The 18,524-nt window shown below is 62.3% G+C and carries 15 protein-coding genes and 1 pseudogene; 8 read left to right on the forward strand and 8 right to left on the reverse strand.

The features are described 5' to 3' along the window. The 4 genes and pseudogenes from FJW05_RS07655 to FJW05_RS07670 all read left to right on the forward strand — a co-directional run bounded on the left by FJW05_RS07655 (position 1) and on the right by FJW05_RS07670 (position 2,961). Entirely contained in the window at positions 1 to 825 is an 825-nt protein-coding gene (locus FJW05_RS07655) for a carbohydrate ABC transporter permease (protein ID WP_140629896.1), read from the forward strand. 116 nt (positions 826 to 941) lie between these two features. Continuing rightward, a complete protein-coding gene (locus FJW05_RS07660; protein ID WP_140629899.1) occupies positions 942 to 1,697 on the forward strand; it encodes a DUF899 family protein in 756 nt (251 codons plus the stop codon). 114 nt (positions 1,698 to 1,811) lie between these two features. Beyond that, positions 1,812 to 2,366 carry a DUF4142 domain-containing protein gene (locus tag FJW05_RS07665; RefSeq protein WP_140629902.1) on the forward strand — a complete coding sequence of 185 codons (555 nt, stop codon included), beginning with the start codon at positions 1,812 to 1,814 and terminating at the stop codon, positions 2,364 to 2,366. Between the two features lie 218 nt (positions 2,367 to 2,584). Then, positions 2,585 to 2,961: pseudogene (locus tag FJW05_RS07670) on the forward strand (RidA family protein). A gap of 66 nt (positions 2,962 to 3,027) precedes the next feature. On the opposite strand, the gene FJW05_RS07675 reads toward FJW05_RS07670, so the two are convergent. The 4 genes from FJW05_RS07675 to FJW05_RS07690 form a co-directional block, all read right to left on the reverse strand. Continuing rightward, positions 3,028 to 4,863 (reverse strand): cold shock domain-containing protein, encoded by a 1,836-nt coding sequence (locus FJW05_RS07675; protein ID WP_140629907.1) that lies wholly within the window; start codon positions 4,861 to 4,863, stop codon positions 3,028 to 3,030. 267 nt (positions 4,864 to 5,130) lie between these two features. Next, positions 5,131 to 8,634, reverse strand: coding sequence for a carbamoyl-phosphate synthase large subunit (carB, locus tag FJW05_RS07680; RefSeq protein ID WP_140629909.1), 3,504 nt, complete (start codon positions 8,632 to 8,634; stop codon positions 5,131 to 5,133). A 242-nt stretch (positions 8,635 to 8,876) separates the two neighbouring features. Next, positions 8,877 to 9,665, reverse strand: a complete 789-nt coding sequence (locus FJW05_RS07685) for an SH3 domain-containing protein (RefSeq protein WP_140629912.1) — start codon at positions 9,663 to 9,665, stop codon at positions 8,877 to 8,879. A 139-nt stretch (positions 9,666 to 9,804) separates the two neighbouring features. After that, complete coding sequence (locus FJW05_RS07690) at positions 9,805 to 10,161, reverse strand: helix-turn-helix transcriptional regulator (protein ID WP_140541455.1); 357 nt, start codon at positions 10,159 to 10,161, stop codon at positions 9,805 to 9,807. A 195-nt stretch (positions 10,162 to 10,356) separates the two neighbouring features. On the opposite strand from FJW05_RS07690, the gene FJW05_RS07695 reads away from it, so the two are divergent. After that, on the forward strand, positions 10,357 to 11,535 hold the full coding sequence (locus FJW05_RS07695; protein WP_140629915.1) for an MFS transporter: 1,179 nt from the start codon (positions 10,357 to 10,359) through the stop codon (positions 11,533 to 11,535). Positions 11,536 to 11,903: 368 nt separating this feature from the next. On the opposite strand, the gene FJW05_RS07700 is transcribed toward FJW05_RS07695, so the two are convergent. Then, positions 11,904 to 12,503, reverse strand: coding sequence for a LysE family translocator (locus FJW05_RS07700; RefSeq protein ID WP_140629918.1), 600 nt, complete (start codon positions 12,501 to 12,503; stop codon positions 11,904 to 11,906). Positions 12,504 to 12,603: 100 nt separating this feature from the next. On the opposite strand from FJW05_RS07700, the gene FJW05_RS07705 reads away from it, so the two are divergent. Next, positions 12,604 to 13,470, forward strand: coding sequence for a LysR substrate-binding domain-containing protein (locus FJW05_RS07705; protein WP_140629920.1), 867 nt, complete (start codon positions 12,604 to 12,606; stop codon positions 13,468 to 13,470). 232 nt (positions 13,471 to 13,702) lie between these two features. Here the strand turns inward: FJW05_RS07705 and FJW05_RS07710 are convergent, their stop codons facing one another. The 3 genes from FJW05_RS07710 to FJW05_RS07720 all read right to left on the reverse strand — a co-directional run bounded on the left by FJW05_RS07710 (position 13,703) and on the right by FJW05_RS07720 (position 16,744). Continuing rightward, positions 13,703 to 14,353 carry a dihydrofolate reductase family protein gene (locus FJW05_RS07710; RefSeq protein WP_140629975.1) on the reverse strand — a complete coding sequence of 217 codons (651 nt, stop codon included), beginning with the start codon at positions 14,351 to 14,353 and terminating at the stop codon, positions 13,703 to 13,705. 153 nt (positions 14,354 to 14,506) lie between these two features. Further along, complete coding sequence (locus FJW05_RS07715) at positions 14,507 to 15,349, reverse strand: protein-L-isoaspartate O-methyltransferase (protein WP_140629978.1); 843 nt, start codon at positions 15,347 to 15,349, stop codon at positions 14,507 to 14,509. 36 nt (positions 15,350 to 15,385) lie between these two features. Continuing rightward, on the reverse strand, positions 15,386 to 16,744 hold the full coding sequence (locus FJW05_RS07720; protein ID WP_140629980.1) for an Nramp family divalent metal transporter: 1,359 nt from the start codon (positions 16,742 to 16,744) through the stop codon (positions 15,386 to 15,388). Positions 16,745 to 16,968: 224 nt separating this feature from the next. Between FJW05_RS07720 and mntR the strand changes: the two genes are divergently transcribed. Both mntR and FJW05_RS07730 read left to right on the forward strand, forming a co-directional pair. Continuing rightward, positions 16,969 to 17,424, forward strand: a complete 456-nt coding sequence (mntR, locus tag FJW05_RS07725) for a manganese-binding transcriptional regulator MntR (protein ID WP_140541448.1) — start codon at positions 16,969 to 16,971, stop codon at positions 17,422 to 17,424. A gap of 154 nt (positions 17,425 to 17,578) precedes the next feature. Then, on the forward strand, positions 17,579 to 18,499 hold the full coding sequence (locus tag FJW05_RS07730) for a neutral zinc metallopeptidase (RefSeq protein WP_140629983.1): 921 nt from the start codon (positions 17,579 to 17,581) through the stop codon (positions 18,497 to 18,499). The last annotated feature ends 25 nt before the right edge of the window (positions 18,500 to 18,524 follow it).

Genomic DNA, 18,524 nt, shown 5'->3' on the forward strand with positions numbered 1-18,524 from the left:
ATGAAAATGCTGAAGCGCGCCGGCTTCTACCTGCTGCTCCTGGCGATCGTTTTCGTCGCGGTGTTTCCGTTCTACTACGCCATCGTCACCAGCCTGAAATCGGGAACAGAGCTGTTCCAGGCAGGCCTGTGGCCGCGATCGTTCAGCCTTGGCAATTACCGCAACGTGCTGACCGAAGGTCCCTTCCTGCGCAATCTCGTCAATTCGCTGATTGTCTCCGGCGCGGTCGTCGCGATCTCGCTGCTGCTTGGCGTCACCGCGGCCTATGCGCTGGCGCGCATCCGCTTCCGCGGGCGCCCGGCGCTGATGCTGGCCATCCTGTCGGTGTCGATGTTTCCGCAGGTCGCGGCACTCGCCGGGCTGTTCGAGATCATCCGGGCGCTGCATCTCTACAATTCGCTCTTGGCGCTCATCCTGTCCTACATGATCTTCACCCTGCCGTTCACGGTCTGGGTGCTCACCACTTTCGTGCGCGACCTGCCGGTCGAGATCGAGGAGGCGGCGATCCTCGATGGCGCCGGGCCGTGGACCATCCTCACGCGCATCTTCCTGCCGCTGATGTGGCCGGCGCTCGCGACCACCGGGCTGCTTGCCTTCATCAGCGCCTGGAACGAGTTCCTCTTCGCGCTCACCTTCACCTCCACCAACACGCAGCGCACCGTGCCGGTGGCGATCGCGCTGCTCTCCGGCAATTCACAGTTCGAGATTCCGTGGGGCAACATCATGGCCGCCTCGGTGATCGTCACCGTGCCGCTGGTGGCGCTGGTGCTCGTCTTCCAGCGCAGGATCGTGTCGGGTCTCACGGCTGGCGGCGTCAAAGGCTAGATGCGACGCGAAAAAGTGACCGGAAAGCGTGTGCCGAAATGTCGGATCAGGTCGCGGCGAGCCGTCCTTGGATCGTAGAGCAACCCGCGCCGGGACGCCGGCGCCAGGAGACGATCATGATCACCTTTCCCAATGAATCCGCCAAATATCGCACCGCGCGCGAAAAATTGCTGCGCAAGGAAATCGAGCTGCGCCGCGCCATGGAAGCGGTGGCGGAGGCAAGGCGCGCTTTGCCGCCGGGTGGTTTGGTGCCGCAGGACTATGTGTTCGACGCCCTGGACGGCGAAGGCAGGCCGGCGAAAGTCAAGCTGTCGGACCTGTTCGCGCCGGGCAAGGATACGCTGATTCTCTATCAGATGATGTTCCCGCGTCATCCGCAGGAGACGCGCGAGGTGGCAGCGAGCGGCGAGACGGCGAAGCTTGCCCGGCAGGACCAGCCATGCCCGTCCTGCACGGCGCTGCTCGACCAGTTCGACGGCGCGATCGGCCATCTCGAAGCGGCGGGCTTCAACTTTGCCGTGGTGGCGAAGACCGCGCTCGACAATCTGGTAGCGCTCGGCCGCGACCGCGGCTGGCGAAACATGCGGCTCATCTCGTCGGCCGGCAACGCTTTCAAGCGCGACTACAACTCCGAAACCGCCGAGGGCGCGCAGATACCGCTGCTTTCGGTGTTCCACCGCGATGGTGACGGCATCCGCCATTTCTGGTCGTCGGAGCTCGGCTTCGCGCCGACCGAGCCAGGACAGGACCCGCGCGCCATCGGCACCTGCGAGATCCTGTGGAACCTGATGGATTTCACGCCCGAAGGCCGGCCGAACTGGCACGAGCAGCTGCAATATGCCGGGCACGCCGCCGGCGCGCACTGCCACTGATGGCGATGCGGGCGCTCAGCCCACGCGCTTCTTTTCGAGGCAACCTCTTAGGCAACCCTGGGGCCGGTGCCGCGTTGGGGAAGGCGGAGGGGCTGTTTCGGATCGGAGATCGAGATGAAAACGCTGCTGCCCCTGGTCGCCGTCGCGCTTCTTGCCGGCGCGCCCGCCGCGTTCGCCCAGTCGGACAATTCAGACGCCGTGGGACCGATGGTGACCGAGAACAAGGTCGACACCCAGACCTTCGTCACGACGGTGCCGAATGCCAACATGTTCGAGATCGAGTCGAGCAAGCTGGCGCAAGAGAAGTCCGCGTCGGCCGACGTCAAGGCTTTCGCCGCGCAGATGATCAAGGATCACGGCAAGGCCGGCGAGGATTTCAAGACAGCGTTGAGCCAGGGCCAGACTACGGCATCGATCAAGCCCGCCGGCCCGGCGCTGCAGCCTAAGGAGCAGCAGCTGATCGACGACTTGAAGGCCGCCACCGGTAAGGAGTTCGACGCCAAATACATCAAGATGCAGGCCGACGCGCATAAGGATGCGGTGGCGCTGTTTTCCACCTATGCCAATTCCGGCGACGACCCGGCGATGAAGGAATTCGCCAAGAAGACGCTGCCGGTGCTGAAGATGCACGAGAAGCACGTGAAGGAACTGGCCGTCGCGCATCAGTGAGGGCCGCCCTTGCCTTCTCCCCTTGTGGGAGAAGGTGGCCGCGAAGCGGCCGGATGAGGGGTGTTCCAGGGAATGCCGACGCCTCACTTCGCTGGAACACCCCTCATCCGTCTCGGCGCTACGCGCCGATCCACCTTCCCCCACAAGGGGGGGAAGGGAAGGCTGGCGTTCCCCCGCTGCCGCGATAAGCTCCCCGCCAAAACAAAGGGAGCGCCGCCATGGACAAGGAAGCCATCGAAGTACCCGTGATGTCAGCCAAGGTGCGCTCGCTCGGGCTGCCGTGCTCGACGGCGGTGCGGGCCGACGGCTTCGTGTTCATCTCGGCGACGCCGCCGGCGAGATGGTGCGCGGCGACATCGAGACCCAGACCGAGGCGTCGCTCAAGGCGCTGAAACATTGCCTGGAAGCGGCCGGCACCTCGCTGGACAATGTGGTGATGGTGCGCATCTACGCCGTCAATTCCGGCTTCTACAACGCCATCAACCGGGTCTATGCGAAGTATTTTTCGACCAACCCACCGGCACGGAGTTTCGTGCCGGTGGCATCATGGCCGATGGAGTTCGATATTGAGATCGAGTGCGTGGCGGTGGGGTGAGGAGTCTGCGCATCTTGGGTATATCACCGAAGGTCGGAAATGACTTTCGGCACGTAGAGCGCGCACCTATTTCGAAATGACTACTTTGTAGGCAGATAGCCCACCTTTCTCACTCTTCTTCAGAGAGTATCTAACCAGCGCGCCCTTGTCTAATGATGAAGGATCGTGGCAGTCGGAAAACTTAAAATGTATGTCGATGGGCATTCCATCCTGGCGAATAAAACCAAATTTTCTACCCTTATCAATCATGTCAACTACGCCAAGGAAACCCTCTGTCTCCTGTTTAACGGGTATTTTTTGCTTCGGCCTAGATATTGGCTTTCCCGTATTTAATGTATTGGCGAGGCCGTAGTGTATTTCGTATTGCATGCCAGTCTTCACTTTCGGCGATATATTCGAAGGAGTGCGCTCTCGAAAGCACCACCTAATAAATTTTTCATCCTCTGCCTCTTCTATGAAGCTAAGTATGTTCTGATCGTAGAGGAATTGCAGAAATTCCTCTGCTGACTTCATAAATCCCGGCGCATTATGAACTTCTGCCAGAATATATTTATAGAACTCTGAAAACGCCCCCTCATAATACTCGTAGTCAAACCTGCTTTTCCCGTTTAAATATTCAAAAAATTTCAGAAATAGTTCGAACTCTGATTCATCATAGTAAAATGACAAGCTATCCTTGATTTCGCCAAGAAGGTATTGGCCATAATCTTCTTTAAACCGCCTAGTAAACAAGTCGCTATAAAGGAAAACCCTATCCTTGTCGGTCGGTGACTTGTAGTGGTCATTTAGTATATCTAACATAGTTAAAATGTCGCGAGGCCTGTGGTACGAATATCTCAAAAATATCACAAATGAACTTGGTCTGCTGTGCTCTTCTGTCAGGTTCGTTGCTTCAAATGGAAAGTAATGATCCCAGGCGTCTCCAGGTGGTTCAATTTTGTCCTGCTGTACGCTGAACATTCTATCAGCCATAAGAAATAACTCGCTACTGCGATACTTTCCATAATCAGTGATCCAACTAAGAACAACCGAGTTATCTTTCAATTTCGTGTTCCTATTTTGTAATCCGAGAGAGTTAAATATATCAGGCCTAAGAAGCAGCACGCACTTCATTCTTCCCTTTGAATCTCTTATTCTCGGAAAGAAATCATTGTTTAGGCTCCATGCCGCGTTCGCTAATCCTTTGACGCAGTCAAGGTACTCGTTGAACGGAATAGACGCCGGCCTTATATCTATTCCGTCGATAAAAAGCGAAACACTTTTGCTTAACTTAATTGAAGACAGCGCATCTTGAAGTTTGCCCTGTATATACAGCAGATTTGTTTGGAATTTCCTCGTTTCTGATTTGACTTCCACACCGTCCCCGCCTTTAAAGGTTGCTCCAAACTGTGAATACTTGGCAAAAACTTCCACAGCCGATGTAGAATTCTCGATTAACTGAAGAGCCGTTATTATTTCTGGTGCAAATGCGTTGTTATAATAGTCGTTTATCGCGTCGTTCAAAGCTTTAAATTTAGGATATCTTAAAAAATACTCTGCTGTTCCTGACGATGTCATTATCTCCTTTGCAAATATCAAGAGGATAATTACCTTCCATATATCTGTATACTCAGATAGGCTAATATTTTTCTCTTTCTTCAAAGATATAAATTTATTGTAATCCGTCTCTCTAATAAATTTATGACTTGAAAATTGCTTTTCATTTGGGAAATTTGATCTATATACTGCGTACGCAGTCTTTCCGGTGCCTTTCTCGCCAACTAGAAAAAATATGCTTGGATCGTCTAGGTCTCGAAGAGCGTCAGTACGGAGGAATATCTTATTAAATAGCTCTCGGTTTTCTCGCCGACGATAATTCTCTGCGTCAGAGAAGCCGAATGTGATCTCCGAAACAGGTTTCATTGCTTTGCCCTCTGAAGAGTAAAATCCCGGCTATCGTGACTGCCTTTACACAAGGCGTCAACAAGGCCACGCTGGAATGGTGTGAGTTACGGATGAGTTTGGCACAGCTCGTTGGCGGGAATCGCTGATGGTTCGCGGCAGATCAAGCGTCGTTCGCTTGCGCGGTCTGAAGGCGGTCAAATCTCGTAGAATACCCCACCTATAGCCCGATGCTCTCGCTCCGAAATAGATACGAGATGGATAGATACGAGAGGGCAGAGCGAACCCTCACCCAAAATACTCCTGCAGCGGTCTCACCTCCAAATTCCCCGCCCTTAGCGCCGCAATCGCCTCGGCCACGGCGGCAGCTCCCGACAGCGTCGTGTAATACGGCACCTTCTGCATCAGCGTGGCGCGGCGCAGCGATTTCGAGTCCGACACGGCCTTCTGGCCGTCCGTCGTGTTGAAGACGATCTGGACCTGGCGGTTGCGGATGGCGTCCTCGATGTGGGGGCGGCCTTCGAGCACCTTGTTGATCTTTTCGGCGGTCACTCCGTTCTCTGCGAGGAAGCGGGCAGTGCCGGAGGTGGCGAGCACCTTAAAACCCTGGCCGGCGAGGCGTTTCACGGCCGGCAGGATGCCCTTCTTGTCCTCGTCGCGCACCGAGACGAACAGCGTGCCGGAGCGTGGCAGGTCGACACCAGCTCCAAGCTGGCTCTTGGCGAAGGCCAGCGCAAAGTCGCGGTCGAGGCCCATGACCTCGCCGGTCGAGCGCATTTCCGGGCCGAGCAGGATATCGACGCCGGGGAAACGGGCGAAGGGGAAGACGGCTTCCTTGACCGCGATGTGGCCGGGCCGCCTAGGATCGGGCATGGCGCCGTAATGGGCGAAGGCGTTTTCCAGCGTCTCGCCGGCCATGATGCGCGCGGCGATTTTCGCGATCGGGCGCCCGATGGTCTTGGCGACGAAGGGCACGGTGCGCGAAGCGCGGGGGTTGACCTCCAGCACATAGACAGTGCCGTCCTTGATCGCATACTGCACGTTCATCAGGCCGCCGACATTGAGCGCGCGCGCCAAGGCCGCCGTCTGCCGCTCCAACTCGTCGACGAGGTCGGAGGGCAGCGAGTGCACCGGCAGCGAGCAGGCGCTATCGCCTGAGTGGATACCGGCTTCCTCGATATGCTCCAGGATGCCGGAGACGAAAGTATCCTTGCCGTCGCACAGGCAATCGACATCGACTTCGATGGCGCCTGAGAGATAGGTGTCGAACAGCAGCGGGTTCTTGCCGAGCAGCGTGTTGATCTGGCCGGTCTTGTCGTTGGGGTATTTCTGCTTGATGTCCTCCGGCACCAGGCCGGGCACGGTGTCGAGCAGGTAGGTCTGCAGCATGCCTTCGTCATGGATGATCTGCATAGCGCGGCCGCCGAGCACATAGGACGGGCGCACCACCAGCGGGAAGCCGAGCTCGCCGGCGACGAGGCGCGCCTGCTCGACCGAATAGGCGATGCCGTTCTTCGGCTGGCTGAGGTTCAGCTTGTGCAAGAGCTTCTGGAAGCGGTCGCGGTCCTCCGCAAGGTCAATCATGTCGGGCGAGGTGCCGAGGATCGGGATGCCGGCCTTCTCCAGCGCGTCGGCCAGCTTCAGCGGCGTCTGGCCGCCGAACTGGACGATGACGCCGACCAGCTCGCCGGACGCCTGCTCGGCGCGCAGGATCTCCAGCACGTCCTCCGCCGTCAGCGGATCGAAATAGAGCCGGTCGGAGGTGTCGTAGTCTGTCGAGACCGTCTCCGGGTTGCAGTTGATCATGATCGCTTCATAGCCGGCATCGCGCAGCGCGAAGGCGGCATGGCAGCAGCAATAGTCGAACTCGATGCCCTGGCCGATACGGTTCGGGCCGCCGCCAAGGATGACGACCTTCTTGCGCGACGACACGCGCGCCTCATTGGCGGGCTCGCCGACGAAGGGCACTTCATAGGTCGAGTACATATAGGCGGTCGGCGAGGCGAACTCGGCCGCGCAGGTGTCGATGCGCTTGTAGACCGGATGAACGTCGAGCTTTTGCCTTGCCTTCTGAATCGCTTCCGCGTCGGTCTTCGTCAGCGAGGCGAGGCGGGCGTCGGAAAAACCCATCGCCTTCAGCATGCGCAGATTGACGGCATCCTGTGGCAGGCCGTGCTCGCGGATGCGTTCCTCCATGGCGATGATGGCGGCGATCTGCTCGAGGAACCACGGGTCGATCTTGCACATGGCGTGCACGTCTTCCAGCGAGGTGCCCATGCGGATCGCCTGCGCCACCATGCGCAGCCGGTCCGGCGTCGGCGTGCCGAGCGCGGCGCGGATCGCGTTGCGGTCGTCGACATGGCTTGCGGCGGTGCCCCCGTGGCCAATGCCCGGAATCTCGATCTCGTCCAATCCGGTCAGACCAGTTTCCAGTCCGCGCAAAGCCTTCTGCAGCGATTCCTGAAAAGTGCGGCCGATGGCCATCACTTCGCCGACCGACTTCATGGCAGTGGTTAGCACCGGCTCGGCGCCGGGGAATTTTTCAAACGCAAAGCGCGGGATCTTCGTCACCACGTAATCGATGGTCGGCTCGAACGAGGCCGGCGTCGCGCCGCCGGTGATATCGTTCTCCAGCTCGTCCAGCGTGTAGCCGACGGCAAGCTTGGCCGCGACCTTGGCGATCGGGAAGCCGGTTGCCTTCGAGGCAAGCGCCGACGAGCGCGAGACGCGCGGGTTCATCTCGATGACCACCAGCCGGCCGTCGGCCGGGTTGACGGCGAACTGCACGTTGGAGCCGCCGGTCTCGACGCCGATCTCGCGCAGCACCGCGATCGAAGCGTTGCGCATCATCTGGTATTCCTTGTCGGTCAGCGTCAGCGCCGGCGCGACGGTGATGCTGTCGCCGGTGTGCACGCCCATCGGATCGAGGTTCTCGATCGAGCAGATGATGATGCAATTGTCCGCCTTGTCGCGGACGACCTCCATCTCGTACTCCTTCCAGCCGAGCACGCTCTCCTCGATCAGCACCTCGGTGGTGGGCGAGGCGTCGAGGCCGGACTGGACGATGTCGTAGAACTCGGCGCGGTTGTAGGCGATGCCGCCGCCGGTGCCGCCCATGGTGAAGGAGGGGCGGATGATGGCCGGCAGGCCGACATGGTCGAGCGCCTGGGCGGCGATCGCCATGGCGTGGCTGATATAGCGCTGCTTGCGGTCGCCTTCGCCGAGATTCCAGCGGGTTTCCAACGCATCGAGGGCGGCGTCGAGGTTTTCGGGATGTTCGGCCTTCAGCGCGGCGCGTTCGGCCTCATGCGTCTTGCGGTCAGCGTTCTTGACGTCGGTGGCGTTGGCCAGCATCGACTTCGGCGTCTCCAGCCCGATTTTGCTCATCGCCTCGCGGAATAGCGCGCGATCCTCGGCCTTGTCGATGGCGGCCGCGTCGGCGCCGATCATCTCTACCTGATAGCGCTCGAGCACGCCCATGCGGCGCAGCGACAGCGCGGTGTTGAGCGCGGTCTGGCCGCCCATGGTCGGCAGCAGCGCGTCCGGCCGCTCCTTGGCGATGATCTTGGCCACCACTTCCGGCGTGATCGGCTCGATATAAGTGGCGTCGGCCAGCTCCGGGTCGGTCATGATGGTGGCCGGATTGGAGTTGACCAGGATGACGCGGAAGCCCTCTTCCTTCAGCGCCTTGCAAGCCTGGGTGCCGGAATAGTCGAACTCGCAAGCCTGGCCGATGACGATGGGGCCGGCCCCGATGATCAGGATCGACTTGATGTCGGTGCGTCTTGGCATGTCTGCGGGTTCCGTTCGGCGAGCAGCTTGCACGAAAAACCGGGCGGGAAGGACCCGGCCGGTTGTGCTTGCGATTCTGGTATCAGGCTAGGAGGGCCTTATAGGGAAGAGTTTTGGCGGATGTAACCCCGAAAATGAGGGGAGTAGGGGAGTAGGGGAGTAGGGGAGTAGGCAGTAGGGGTCATTCCGAAACGTCTTCTCCAATTGCAACCACTTCCCTATTTCCCTACTCCCCTACTCCCCTACTCCCCTACTGCCACCTGATCCGTGATCTCGAAGCGCTCGGAAGCGCCGATGCGGATCATGTTGAGGCTGCCTTCGCGGGTGAAGCGGAATTCGTCGGGGGAGTCGGAGCCGGCGGGCTTGCCGTCGTGGAAATTGATGAGGCGGGTGCCGCCGTCCGGCCAGGTCACGGTCACGACGCTGTCGCCGCCCTCATGCGCGACACTGATTTCGCAGCGGGTCATCGGCTGGCCGACATGGCGGGCGCAGGGGATGCCGGCGTCCGGGGTGTCGGACCCGGCGCTGGCCGAGGCCGCGAAGGCGAGGCCATAGGCGTCCTGCATGGCGGTCCTGCCGATCTCGGCCGCAGATGGCGGCTCGGCCGGCTCGCCGCCGCCCAGGCGCGCTGCTATATCGGGCTGCGGCTCCTCGGAAGGTTGGAGCGCCGCGGCCGCGGGCGCTGCGGCATCTTCAGGCGCCGGCGCAGGGTTGTTGGGGCTGAGATAGCGTGCCGGCGCCCAGCCGACGATATGCGCGTCCTGCGTATCCTCGACCTTGCACCAAGGATAGCCGTTGACGACGTTGCAGCCGAGATTCTTGACGGCCGTGCCGTTGGGCAGCCGCGCCGCCACTTTTCCACTCGGCGAAGCGGTGACGCGGATGTTGAGGAGATCGTCCGGTGCCAGGCCGCCGATAATCGAAACGATCGGTCCCGGCGCATCCTGGGCCATGGCCGGGAGGGCCGCAAGCAGCGAGGGAACGGCGAAGAGTGCCTTCAGCGTCAGTCGGAGCGTAGTATTGCGCTTCATCTTTGGCTGCATTTTTCCGAGTCGCGCCCAGGGCCAAAGGGAGCTCCGACCGCAAGGCGATGGGTTATAGTCGGCGAGACCGCGGGATGTCATGCTGAATTTTAGCGGAATTGTGAGGCCAAGGGCACGCGCAGATCGTTCAGGCCGAAACCTCGATCTCGGACGTGCCGACCGCCGGCAGATCCTTGTCGCCGTCAGCCGCGGCGATCACGCTGTCGAGCAGGCCGGGAAAGCGCTTGTCGAGGTCGTCGCGGCGCAGCGTTATAAGTCGGCTGGTGCCTGCCGCCTCGCTGCGGGTGACGCCCGCCTCGCGCAGCTTGGCGAGGTGGTAGCTGAGATTGGTCTTGGAGGCGAGGTCGAGGAACTTGCTGCAGTTCATCGGCACGCCTTCCTTGCGCGCCAGATAGCGGACAATGGCAAGCCGGGTCGGGTCGCCGAGCACGGCGAGCACGATCGGCAGGCTGATCTGGTCGGCGGTTGGATGGGGCAGGCTCATGGCCCAGAATTAAGCATAAACGGCACGAACTTCAACGCGGCTTCCTTTTCTGCCGACAGACATTAGCCTCTTCCCTTTCGGCCCGTCCTGACACAGGGCTGTCAGCAGGGTTCAGCTATTTTCTCCCGGCTCGGTTGACATCATGCCCTGTTATGTCCAATTGTTCAATAACTTTTGAACTAAGGACAGTTCCCCATGGACAAGCGGATCTTCTGGCTTGCGCTCGGATCCTTTGCGATCTCGACCGAAGGCTTCGTCATCTCCAGCCTTCTTCCGGATATCGCCACTGACGCCGGCATCTCCGTGCCGCTCGCAGGCTCGCTGATCACCGCCTTCGCGCTCGCCTATGCGTTCGGCGCGCCGGTGCTGGCGACGCTGACCGGCGAATGGGACCGGCGGCGCGTCATCTTGTGGACGCTGGTGTTCTTCGTCCTTGGTAATGTTGCTGCCGCGCTCAGTTCGTCCTTCGAGGTGCTTTTGATCGCCCGCATCGTGATGGCACTGTCGTCCGGCCTGTTCGCGGCGACCGCGCAAGGCACGGCGGTGGCTCTGGTCGACGACCACCACCGGGCACGCGCCATCGCCGTCGTCGTCGGCGGCACCACTGTGGCGGTTGCCGTCGGCGCGCCGCTCGGCGCGCTGATCGCGGCCATTGCCGGCTGGCGCGGCACTTTCTTTGCCATTGCCGGGCTCGGCGCGCTGGCCGGTGCGATCCTCTGGTACCGGTTGCCCCGCAGCATCATCGGCACCAAGCTGCCGCTGAGGGCGCGGCTGGCGGCGGCAGTGCGGCCTGGCGTGATGCCGATCCTGCTGACCACGGTGCTGGCGCTGATTGGAGCCTTCACCGTCTTTGCCTTCATCGCGCCCTTGGCCATCGAAGGCGGCGGGCTCTCTGCGATCGCGCTGCCGGGCATGCTGCTCGCCTTCGGCGTCGGCGCCGTCATCGGCAACATCGCCGGCGGGCAGGCCGCCGACCGCTTCGGCGCCACCCGAACCGTCGCCTGGTCGCTGGCGCTCTCCGCCGCGATGCTCGCCACCTTCTCGCTGATCCCGACCTTCCTGCCGCAGTCGATCGCCGGGCCGGCGCTGATGGGTATGATGGTGCCGTGGGGCATTGTCGGCTGGGCCTTCCCGCCGGCGCAGGCGAGCCGCATCATAGAGATCGCGCCGGATGCCGCGCCCATCGTGCTGTCGCTCAATGCTTCGGCGCTCTATCTGGGCGTCGCCCTGGGCGCGGTGGTCGGCGCCGCGGTGCTGCGCTTCGGCGCGCCGGCCGATCTCGGCCTGATCGCGGCGGTGTTCCCGATCGTCGGGCTGGGTGTCGTGCTTGCCGGCCGGATGTTGGCCCGCCCCGTGGCGATGCCGGCGGAATAAAGCTGCCCATGGAGACTGACTGGCGGCCTGGCGCCAGAGATCGTTTCCTCGGCAAAGTCTGTTTTCCGACAAGTCGGCGGCCGCATGCTTTGTCTTGTGTAGCGCAGGTCGACCCCCACTCCGTCTCGGCTTCGCCGAGCCACCTCTCCCCCGATCGACGGGGTAGAGGAAAGGCGCCAAGCTTTTTGCCGTCAACGCTTGTCCAGCAACGCTCACTTCCGTTCCCTCCGGAGGAGGAAAGGTGGCGCTGCGAAGCAGCGACGGATTGGGGGAACCACCTGGCAATCAAGCCTCAGATCGATCAGTCACGCCAGTCACAGAAGATGTGCAGGAGCGTAGCCACCTTCGCGGGGGCGAGGAACCAGCGTTTATACCGGTCGCCACATCTGCAGGATCGAGGCGGCCAGCAACAGGCCGAGCACAATGTTGAGCGCGCGCCACTGGCGCTCCGTCTTGAGCAGGCGGGCAAGCAGGGTTCCCGCCACGCACCACAGCGACAGCGAGAAGGCCGCGGTCAGCCCGAACACGGCGCCCAGCAACAGCGCAAGCTGCAACGGACCATCCGCCAGTGCCGCGAAGGATGCGGCGGCGCCGAGCCCCATCGCCCAGCCCTTCGGATTCATCCACTGGATGCCGGCGCCGCCGAAAAAGCTGTTCGGCCTGGCCATGCTGATGTCGAGGTTGGGCGGGCCGCTGCGGCCGATCTTGATCGCCAGCCAGATCAGATAGAGCGAGCCGGCGATCTTCATGGCAAGCTGCAGGGATGGCACGGCGGCTAGAAGTCCAGCCAGGCCTGCCGCGCCCGCGGCGGCCACCGTAGCCAGCCCCGCGGCGCTGCCGGCCATCAGCGGCACCGACCGGCGAAAGCCGAATTGTGCGCCTGACGCGGTCGACAATGTCGTGGCGATGCCGGGCGTCGAGGTCGAGATCAGCGCGAAAAGGACCAGCGGGATGATGGTGTTGGACATGCGGGCTTCCCAATCGAGGAGTTGGCATGCTTAGGCGCTTGATGGCATCAGTAAATGCAATGTTTGATATGGTTCGCATTAGCGATTATAATGCCAGCCAATGATCCGCGATCTCGACACGACCCTCATCCGCACCTTCGTCACCACCGCCGACAAGGCCAGCATGACGGCGGCCGCCAATGCGCTTCACCTGACGCAAGGCGCCGTCAGCCAGCAGGTCAAGCGGCTGGAGGAGGTGTTCGGTGAGAGCCTGTTCGAGCGCGACCGCCGCGGCCTGAGGCTCACGCGACCCGGCGAGCGGCTGCTCGACAAAGCCCGCCGCCTGCTGCAGCTCAATGACGAGATCCTTGCCGAGATCAGGGGAAGGGCGGTTGCCGGGCAGGTGCGGATCGGCGTGCCTTACGATCTCGTCGGCACGCTGCTCGCGCCCGTGCTGAAGGCCTATGCGGAAGCCTATCCGCAGGTGGAGATCTCGCTGATCTGCGCGTCCTCGCCGGAACTCGCGGCGGCCCTGGCGGCGGGCACCATCGACCTTGCCGTCATCGAGGAGCGTGTCGGCCCGACCCTGGGCGAATGCCTGCTCGTCGACCGGCTGGTCTGGGTCGGCGCCAGAGGCGGGACGGCACGCCTGAAGCGGCCGCTGCCGGTTTCGATCGTCGCCGACACCTGCGCCTTCCGGCCGGCGGTGCTGTCAGCGCTCGGCGAGCAGGGGCTCGACTGGCGCACGGTGTTCGAGAACGGCAACATCGATGCCACGACCGCGATAGTGCGCTCGGACCTCGCGGTGACCGCGTGGCTTGCCTCTACGGTGCCGGCCGATCTCGACATCTTGTCCGATGCCGCTCTTCCGGCGCTGCCGAATTTTTCCGTCAACCTGCATCTGCCGAAACATGCCACCCAACCGGCGGCGCGAGAGTTTGCGGCACATATTCGCAAAGGCCTGGTTAGGCGGCGCGAGGCGGCTTGAAAGTCTCACTCCGCTGGAGCATCCGTCTCGGCGCTGCGCGCCGATCCACCTTCTCCCACAAGGGGACACAAGGGGGAGAAGGCAAGATCGCGCTGATGGCGCTGCCTATCGTCGATGTCGGAGATTGGCTGAGCTGCATGCGCCAGGCTCCGCCTTCTCCCCTTGTGGGAGAAGGTGGCCGAGCGAAGCTCGGTCGGATGAGGGGTGTTCCAGCTTGGCGACAACCCAAATTCTACTTCCAGTTCTTGCGCCGTTCGAGCTCGGCTTCCGAAGGCTCCTGCTGGGCAAACGAGCCCGTACGGATTTCGCCTCCGCGCTCATAGGTCGCCATGATGACGCCGGTGGTGGAAGCCTGCGATTTGACCAGCTTGAACGCCGCCGGCATCGCGTTGTCGCCGAACAGCCGCTTGCCCTTGCCCAGCAGCAGCGGGAAGGTCATCAGCCTGATCTCGTCGATCAGCCCGTTGGCGAGCAGGGTCTGGATCAGATTGCCCGATCCCTGGATGAGCAGGTCGGGTCCGTCTTCCTGCTTGAGCTCCTTGAGCCTTGCAACGACATCCGGTCCGAGCGACTGCGTGTTCTGCCAGGTCAGCGTATCCGGCCGGTGCGTCGCCACATATTTGACCGCAGGGTTGAAGACAGCCGCGATCGGATCGTTCTGATACGGCCAGTACGCGGCGAAGATATCGTAGGTTCTGCGGCCGAGCAGCAGGTCGAACGGCTTGGAGAACATCTCCTCCATGGCCGCGCCTGCCACCTCGTCAAAATAATGGAAGGTCCAGCCGCCGAATTTGAAGCCGCCGACCGGATCCTCTTCCGGCCCGCCCGGCGCCTGCATGACGCCGTCGAGGCTAACGAATGTGGCGGCGATGATCTTGCGCATCTGTCTTCTCCCTTTCACGATCCGCGCCGTCGCGGCCGGATTTCTGCCTAAAGCATTCGACGCAATTCCTGACGGAAAACCGCTTCGCACTTTTCCTGGAATTGCTCCAAGGACGAACGGCAGGGCTGCTCTCCGACACAGCCCCGCGAATTTCTAGCGCGTGTCGTCGACGCGAATGGCGCGTGACGAGAACCAGACATCGCCGGAGACGGCGGTTGCCGTCCGGTCCGGCGCCTTGTCTTCCCTCAGCCAGATCGAGCGCGTGCGCGCGGCGCGCTCACGTGTCGGTATTTTCGCGCCCGGCCCGGCAACGGAGGCGCCGACACAAGGGATGAACCAGGAGCCCATGAAGGGCCGGCAGGCAAAGCCGTTTTCCAGGCGCATTACGACCACCGCGAGACCGACGGTTTCGGAGGGGCGCCAGGGAAAGACCATGCGGCCGCCGGGTTTCAGCGCTTTCAGCCATGCGGTGGGCGGCGCGACGACGCCGGCATTGACATAGACGATGTCGGAGGGCGGCAAAGGGTTGGCGACGGCGTCGCCATGGATCACCTCGATGTTGCGGTACCGGGCGAGGTTCGCCTTGGCGCGCGCGGCAAGGCCGGCCTCGATCTCGAAGGCAGTGACGCCGCCGCCCGGCTCGACCAGCCTCGCCAGCAGCGCCGTGTAATAGCCTGTGCCGGCGCCGATATGGGTGACGTGCTCGCCCGGCTTCGGCTCGACCTTGCCGAGCCACATCGCGTGCAGCATCGGCTCGCCATTGTTGATGCCCTTGTCGGCATCGAGCACGACGAGCACATTCTGGTAGATATAACCAGGATCGGCGCTTGGCGTCTGGAACCGGCCTTCGCCGGCAAAGACGGTCCATGGCCCCGGACCTAGGAAGGCCTCGCGCGGCACCGCAGCGAACACCTCCTCGATGCGTGGATCGGCCGACCGTGCGTGCGCAGCCATCAGCCTGGCGTAGAATCTGCGGGCTTCGTCCGGTTTGGCCATGGCGCGAAGATAGCGCGGCCGGCGCGAATGTCGCGGTCAGCCGGCGACCGTGTCGTAGAGGAGCTTGAAGTTGAGAACGAGGATGACGGCGGCAACCACCCAGGCCAACGCCGCAACGCCGCGCGGGATGGCGAAATTGCCCATCTTCTTCTTGTCCGACACGAACTGCACCAGCGGCACCACCGCGAAGGGCAGCTGCATCGACAGGATCACCTGGCTGAAGACGAGCAGCTGGCCGGTTCCCTTCTCGCCATAGAGTGCCGTGACGGCCACCACGGGGATAATGGCAATGCCGCGCGTCACCAGGCGCCGCGCCCATTGCGGGATGCGCAGGCGCAGGAAGCCTTCCATCACGATCTGGCCGGCGAGCGTCGCGGTGACGGTCGAGTTGAGGCCGGAGGCAAGCAGCGCGACGGCGAACAGGATCGAAGCGATGCCCAGGCCGAGCAGCGGCGAGAGCAGCTCGAAGGCCTGGCCGATCTCGGCGACGTGGTGATGGCCGGTATCGTGGAAGGCGACCGCCGCGACGATCAGGATCGACGCGTTGACGAACAGCGCCAGGATCAGCGCGATGGTCGAATCCGTCGTCGCCCATTTGATGGCGTCGCGCTTGCCGGCATCGGTGCGCTCATAGGCGCGGGTCTGCACGATCGAGGAATGCAGATAGAGATTATGCGGCATGACTGTCGCGCCGATGATGCCGATGGCGATGTAGAGCATCGCCGGATTGGTGACGATCTCGGGCGAGGGCACGAACATCGAATGCAGGATCGTGCCGGCCGGCGGCGCGGCGACGAAGATCTGGATGGCAAAGCAGCCGAAGATGATGATCAGCAGCGCGACGACGAAGGCCTCGAGATAGCGGAAGCCCTTGTTCATCAGCAGCAGCACAAGGAAAGCGTCGAGCGCGGTGAGGATGGCGCCGCCGATCAGCGGGATGCCGAACAGAAGCTGCAGCGCGATCGCCGTGCCGATCACCTCGGCGAGGTCGCAGGCGATGATGGCCAGCTCGCAGGCGATCCAGAGCACCAGATTGACCGGGCGCGGATAATAGGCGCGGCAGGCCTGGGCGAGGTCGCGGCCGGTGGCGATGCCGAGACGCGCGGCAAGCGCCTGCAGCAGGATCGCCATCAGGTTCGACAGCATGATGATGAAAAGCAGCGTGTAGCCGAACTGGGCGCCGCCGGCGAGGTCGGTCGCCCAGTTGCCTGGGTCCATATAGCCGACCGAGACCATGTAGCCCGGCCCCATGAAGGCGAACAGGCGGCGGAACCAGACGCCGGTCCGCGGCACCGCGATCGAGGCGTTCACCTCGCGCAGGCTCGGCTGCTCGTCGTCGGGCCTGTCGAATCGCCATGCGGGTCGGGCTACGGTTGCTGCATCGGCATCAGACATGGGATTTCCGCTGGAATTGTCGAACGTGCCTCTTATCTACGCCATGGCTCAACATTATGCAATATGCTATATTTCATTGATCATGCTTTCGTGATGAGCCGAGACAAGGCTGGCGGCGGGCTGCCGCAAACGCCGGTTGCGCATGAGCAGGAATGCAAATAAACGGCCGGACCATCAGGGGTTCGTGTTATGGATGCGGTCCCCGATTCAAGGAGGAGCGCGGATTGGCGCTGAGGAATAAACCGGTTCGACGCGAAGAGCCGCTTCCCGATGCCGAAATCCATTCGGAGGGTTTCCGGCAGACGCGCGAGGCGCGCCGTAGCGCGCTGGTCGAGGACTATGTCGAGCTGATCGCCGACCTGATCGAGGACGGCAATGAAGCGCGGCAGGTGGATATCGCGGCAAGGCTCGGCGTCGCGCAGCCGACGGTGGCAAAGATGCTGACCAGGCTGTGCGCCGACGGGCTGGTGTCGCGAAAGCCCTATCGGGGTGTGTTCCTGACCGAGGCCGGCCGCAAGGTCGCCGAGGAAAGCCGCATTCGGCACCAGACGGTCGAGGCCTTCCTGCGCTCTCTCGGCGTCAGCGCCGAGACGGCGCGCATCGACGCCGAGGGCATCGAGCACCATGTCAGCGCCGAAACGCTGGAAGCTTTCCGCCGGGCGATGACCTCCGCTCGTTGAGCTCGGGCTCGATACGAGAATAGCGCTGCAGGACGCAAAGTGTCGGTACCGACCTCGCGAAAAATACTGACTTGACGTATTCGTTGCGATAATTGTCTGCAGGGGGCGGTGGCATGCCGCTCCCTCCAGGACATTCGTGTCGCGAGGAGTTGCCATGCTTTGGAGAGGCCGTCGTCAGAGCGACAACATCGAAGACGAACGCAGCGACAGCGGCGGCGGGCCTGGCGGCGGGCTGGGCGGCGGTGGCCAGTTCCGCATCCCCATCGGCGGCCGTACCGGTGGCGGCGGCAGCATCATCCTGGTTATCCTTGTCGTGCTCGCAGGATGGTATTTCGGCTTCGATCCATCGCAGATCCTGGGTGACGGCAGCGGGGGCCTGGTGCCGGGAGGCGGCGGCCAGATCTCCGACACACAGGACAATGGCAACGCCCCCGCCAATGACGAGATGAAGCAGTTCGTCGCGACCGTGCTTGCCGATACCGAGGACACCTGGACCGGCATTTTCAAGTCCCAGGGCCTGACTTACGAAGATCCCAAGCTGGTGCTGTTCAGTGGCCAGGTCCGTTCGGCCTGTGGTTTCGCCTCGGCGGCGGCCGGGCCGTTCTACTGCCCAGGCGATCGCAAAGTCTATCTCGACATGACCTTCTTCCAGCAGCTCGACCAGCAGTTCGGCGCGTCCGGCGAATTCGCCCGTGCCTATGTGGTGGCGCATGAGGTCGGCCACCATGTGCAGAACCTCACCGGCATCATGGGCAAGTTCAACCAGATGCGGCAAGGCATGAGCGAGGCCGACGCCAACCAGCTGTCGGTGCGCATCGAGCTTCAGGCCGATTGCTTCGCCGGCGTCTGGGCACATTACACGCAGCAGAAGGGCATCCTGGAGCAGGGCGATATCGAAAGCGCGCTGAACGCGGCCAAGCAGATCGGCGACGACACGCTGCAGAAGAAGATGCAGGGCTACGTCGTGCCGGAAAGCTTCAACCACGGCACCTCGCAGCAGCGGCAGACGTGGCTGGCGCGCGGCATAAAGAGCGGCAAGCTGTCCGACTGCAACACGATGGGCGGTCCGATCTGACGCGGCCCTGCCGCTTCTTTGGCGG

This window comes from Mesorhizobium sp. B2-9-1 (assembly GCF_006439455.1).
In the GTDB taxonomy this organism is placed as follows: Bacteria; Pseudomonadota; Alphaproteobacteria; order Rhizobiales; family Rhizobiaceae; genus Mesorhizobium.

Coding starts and splice junctions, on each gene's coding strand:
- FJW05_RS07655 (WP_140629896.1), top strand. CDS start 1: ATGAAAATGCTGAAGCGCGCCGGCTTCTACCTGCTGCTCCTGGCGATC.
- FJW05_RS07660 (WP_140629899.1), top strand. CDS start 942: ATGATCACCTTTCCCAATGAATCCGCCAAATATCGCACCGCGCGCGAA.
- FJW05_RS07665 (WP_140629902.1), top strand. CDS start 1,812: ATGAAAACGCTGCTGCCCCTGGTCGCCGTCGCGCTTCTTGCCGGCGCG.
- FJW05_RS07675 (WP_140629907.1), bottom strand. CDS start 4,863: ATGAAACCTGTTTCGGAGATCACATTCGGCTTCTCTGACGCAGAGAAT.
- carB (WP_140629909.1), bottom strand. CDS start 8,634: ATGCCAAGACGCACCGACATCAAGTCGATCCTGATCATCGGGGCCGGC.
- FJW05_RS07685 (WP_140629912.1), bottom strand. CDS start 9,665: ATGAAGCGCAATACTACGCTCCGACTGACGCTGAAGGCACTCTTCGCC.
- FJW05_RS07690 (WP_140541455.1), bottom strand. CDS start 10,161: ATGAGCCTGCCCCATCCAACCGCCGACCAGATCAGCCTGCCGATCGTG.
- FJW05_RS07695 (WP_140629915.1), top strand. CDS start 10,357: ATGGACAAGCGGATCTTCTGGCTTGCGCTCGGATCCTTTGCGATCTCG.
- FJW05_RS07700 (WP_140629918.1), bottom strand. CDS start 12,503: ATGTCCAACACCATCATCCCGCTGGTCCTTTTCGCGCTGATCTCGACC.
- FJW05_RS07705 (WP_140629920.1), top strand. CDS start 12,604: ATGATCCGCGATCTCGACACGACCCTCATCCGCACCTTCGTCACCACC.
- FJW05_RS07710 (WP_140629975.1), bottom strand. CDS start 14,353: ATGCGCAAGATCATCGCCGCCACATTCGTTAGCCTCGACGGCGTCATG.
- FJW05_RS07715 (WP_140629978.1), bottom strand. CDS start 15,349: ATGGCCAAACCGGACGAAGCCCGCAGATTCTACGCCAGGCTGATGGCT.
- FJW05_RS07720 (WP_140629980.1), bottom strand. CDS start 16,744: ATGTCTGATGCCGATGCAGCAACCGTAGCCCGACCCGCATGGCGATTC.
- FJW05_RS07730 (WP_140629983.1), top strand. CDS start 17,579: ATGCTTTGGAGAGGCCGTCGTCAGAGCGACAACATCGAAGACGAACGC.